This window comes from Nostoc sp. (genome assembly GCF_036917415.1).
In the GTDB taxonomy this organism is placed as follows: domain Bacteria; phylum Cyanobacteriota; class Cyanobacteriia; order Cyanobacteriales; family Nostocaceae; genus Nostoc.
The window spans coordinates 1-3,832 of the sequence record NZ_JBALDJ010000101.1; the positions used below are offsets into that span (position 1 = coordinate 1).

A 3,832-nucleotide genomic window follows, 5' to 3' on the forward strand; every position below is an offset into this window, starting at 1 on the left:
TAATCTGTTTTTATACTGAATATATAATCAGTATCTAATCTTACTTTCATTAGAGATTATACTGCTTGTCCTAACCATCTTGGCGGTTGCTATAGTTATAACAATGGCACGATAAAGGTGTGGCAGCAAAACAAAGTCTTGGTCTGATAATTCAGCAGGTGTTTTGCAACCACAATCAACACTCAGTAATCTTTGAGCGGCACTGTTTTGGTGACTCTTTACCGATGCCCCTTAAAATCTCAAACCAACGCCACCTTGTACGGAGATAGCTGTACCACTGCTATCTCGGTAGGCATCAAAAGCAATAATGGCATTGCCAAAAAGGACAGTATTGCTATTTGGGATCATATAATCAATGCCCGGTTGTAAAGCAAAACTAATTTTGTCGCCCACAGGAGAAGAACCACCACCACCAGCCAGCACTAACCCAGCGCCCAGGTAGGCATCAGCTTGCCAGTTGAGGGGTAAATCGTAAGAAACCGTTGGTACAACAGCCGTATTACTACCAATTAATACTTGGGCACGCAGTGAAAGTGGTGCTTCCAAAAGCTTGTAGCGCCCAGCTATCACCCCTCCAAATTGGATACCATCGGTAATACCAATAGTGGGGCCGATACCGATATAACTACCATAAGCTACTTGAGCTTGTGCTGGTTTAGTACTCGCCAGACTCAAGACCAAACCAGCCCCCAAAACTGAAACCAAAGATGAAATATACTTCATAACCGACTCCTCACACCAATTTGTCATTTGTCATTTGTCATTGAACATGGGGCATGGGGCATGGGGCATGGGGCATAGGTTATTCTCCTTGTCCCCTTGTCCCCTTGTCCCCTTGTCTCCTCATTTCTCTCATCCTCCCCTGCTCCCCCTCTCATTCTACGGGCAACGGGGATGAATACCTCCTTGAGTACAAATGTACGCTAATTGCTTGGCATCTAAATTTTTGGCTTGAGAAAAGTCAACCCCTTGGACTACGGCAGATACTGAACCTAAATCTGGGGTTTGGACAAATTGATCTGCTGGATCTTGTTTGCTAGGAGCGAGAATTGCTCCTTTAAAATCTGCTCCAGCGACATTTGCCCCTCGTAAATCTGCAAGACTCAGGTCTGCATTTTGCAAGTTCACGTTTTCCATTTGGGCAGAACGTAAAACAGCACCAGTTAAACGAGTAGCACTCAGGTTAGCATTGCTGAGATTAGCACGATCCAAATAAGCTCCTGATAAATCTGCCCCTTGCCAATCAGTGTTAGTTAAGTTGGCAAAAGATAATTGCGTTCCGATCGCAGTGGCGCGACCTAAACGCGCTGCATACAGATTGGCTTCGTTCAATTTGGCATCGCCTAAATCTGCCCCAGTCAAGCTGGCTTTTTCCAAAACTGCGTTTCGCAGATCGGCTCCTACTAGTTGGGTGCTGTTGAGTTTAGCATCATATAGACGCGCGTTGGATAAGTTGGCTCTGTTAAGAGTGGCGCGACTCAAATCGATCCGGTTCATCAAGACGCGACTGAGGTTAGCATCAGTAAGATTGGCTTGCTGCAACTGAGCTTGGCTTAAATCAGCCATTACATCGTCGTAGGTATCCCAGCGTCCATCTTCACCTACACTCCGAAAGCGGCTACCCTTAAAGCTGGCTTGGTTAAGATTTGCAGATTTAAACTTAACTCCTGATAAATCAAGATTGTCCAGTACCAAGTTGAAGTAGGAACTTCCTGAAGTACCGCTTTGACCTAATTGGGTGCTACTAAGGTCAACACCCTCGATTTTTTTACCGCTGTAAACAGAGAGAATCTTGTTGATTGTCCGCTGGTTTCTTTGTAGCCGCCCTTGCCGTAATTCCCGCTCTTTGGTTGCAGTGCTACCCACAGATTCCAGTTCGCTGACCAAAAACTGATTCTTATTTTTGAGTTCCGGGATAGCTTGGGGCCCGACAGTTGTCAAAGCTTGTTGAATCGTATCCAGGAGGCTGGGGTTCGTTTCGCTAACTAATAAATCCGCGAGAAATTTAATGGATTGTGGGTCGTTAAGACCACCCATAGCCAGAATTGCACTTTGACGTTGCTCATTAGTCGCCCCAGAGTTGGGAGTCAATTGTTTGACGAGTTCGAGGAATTGTTGGCTATTGATTTGCTTAGTTGCTCGCTGGGATTGTTGAATTTGGATATAAACTTGAGTGCCAATTAAAGTTGCCAACACAGCAGTCATGCTCGTTAGCCCTATGCCAAACAAAGCCAGATTGGGATTTTGCTGTATCCGCCGCCACAAATTAGGCGACTGGCTGGTTTGATCTGCCGCTAATTCTTCACCCTCTTGCCATTCTTCTGCTCGTTCGTTACCGCCAGCAGACTGAGCTTGTCTGTTGCTAGCTAAGACTGCATCGATTGTATAAGTACCTGCGAGTTGATCGTGTAGTGCACGACGCCCCCGACGCGACGGTAAGCCTATCCCTTCACCCACAATCATTAATAAAGACAAAAATGTGAATAATCCTAAATTCGGAAAAGCAAAGCTGTAGCGCCACAGCAGATAGGCAATAGAAATGGGTACAGTCCAACGCCCAACGCCTTCTCTAATCACAACTGCCCCCAATCCAGGTGGCTTCCCTTGCTCGTTGACAACCCGCACTTTTAACCAACGTTTCGGAATTGTGCTACCAGTCCTAGCTAATAAATACAATTGCCACCACGAGAGAGTTACAGGCGCTAACAAGGCGATTGTCCACAAAATATTAGTCGGCCATGCTACGTTACGGATGCCATAGCTCACAGGTAGAGCTAGGGGTCTGGCGATCGCTCTTTCTGTGACTACCAGGACGGGGTTAAGCGGCACTCGGTTCAGATCGCTTCTAGAATTGGCATAGACACCAATGCCGAAGGGAATCAACCCACTAGTAACCACTAGTGTGATCTCAGCCGCCCAAGCAGCAAAACGTCTACTTGCTAGCAGTAGCGAATTGGCTCTTTCCGATTTTTTTGACTGACCAGATTGATTACTAGTTCTTCTGACAATAGGTGACGTCATCGTATAGTTTCCTTTGATATTATTTCTAAGCCGCGATCGGCACAATTAAAATAGACTAAGCTAATCAGCAAAAAGAAAAGCATATTGAAATAGGATTTAGGAGTTATACAGCAGTTTGCAACAAGTGTGAGGTACAAAACCGAGGACTCAAAAATTAAATTATTCTTCTCCCTCCTGCCTTCTGCCTCAAAACTAGTGACTTTGTACTTCATCCAAACGAAAACTGCTGTAAGTCAGGAGCCGTTTGTACTCTGGCTCCTGACTCTCATAACTCCAGGCAGAGTGCAAAGTAAATGCATATCAACTTATTGCTTGCGTTGAAAGCTACCAGACACAAAAAATTTGTATCCAACATACACTAACACTGCCAAAAGTGCCAGACTGATTACAGATGCAACTAGTTTAAACACTGCTTGCAGTATCGCCAAGCCTACTAGTACCGTCACACCCGAAACTACCAGCTTTTTCACACCAGATAAACTGTTGAACCAAATCTGAAATCGCTCCAGTTGCAAGTTGAAGCTGGCAAAAACAGACTGAGGCGTTTGTTTTTGTTCTTGTGAAACTACCCCAGGCGGGGAATTAATCTCTGCCTCTAGCCGATCGAGGCGACGCTGTAAGTCTTCTTCTGGTTGAGGATTCATCAATCTTTCCTACCTCATTAGCATACTTATTCAACAATAAACCAACCAAATTCTATTTTTGGTGGTTGTCTTAGAGGGTGTTTATAAAATAATTCTTAAGCGGTTGAGCAACTATGATTACGGGCTAATCGACGTAACATAAGATGCGTCATAGCGGCGTATATCAT

The 3,832-nt window shown here is 45.0% G+C and carries 3 protein-coding genes; all 3 read right to left on the bottom strand.

What is annotated here, in order from left to right; translation table 11 throughout:
* Window positions 1–231: 231 nt before the first annotated feature.
* The 3 genes from V7K41_RS22345 to V7K41_RS22355 all read right to left on the bottom strand — a co-directional run bounded on the left by V7K41_RS22345 (window position 232) and on the right by V7K41_RS22355 (window position 3,665).
* Window positions 232–723, bottom strand: a complete 492-nt coding sequence (locus V7K41_RS22345; protein WP_334851725.1) for a hypothetical protein — start codon at window positions 721–723, stop codon at window positions 232–234.
* A 156-nt stretch (window positions 724–879) separates the two neighbouring features.
* Window positions 880–3,021 (bottom strand): pentapeptide repeat-containing protein, encoded by a 2,142-nt coding sequence (locus V7K41_RS22350; protein ID WP_334851721.1) that lies wholly within the window; start codon window positions 3,019–3,021, stop codon window positions 880–882.
* Between the two features lie 305 nt (window positions 3,022–3,326).
* A complete protein-coding gene (locus V7K41_RS22355) occupies window positions 3,327–3,665 on the bottom strand; it encodes a hypothetical protein (RefSeq protein WP_334851723.1) in 339 nt (112 codons plus the stop codon).
* Window positions 3,666–3,832: the final 167 nt, after the last annotated feature.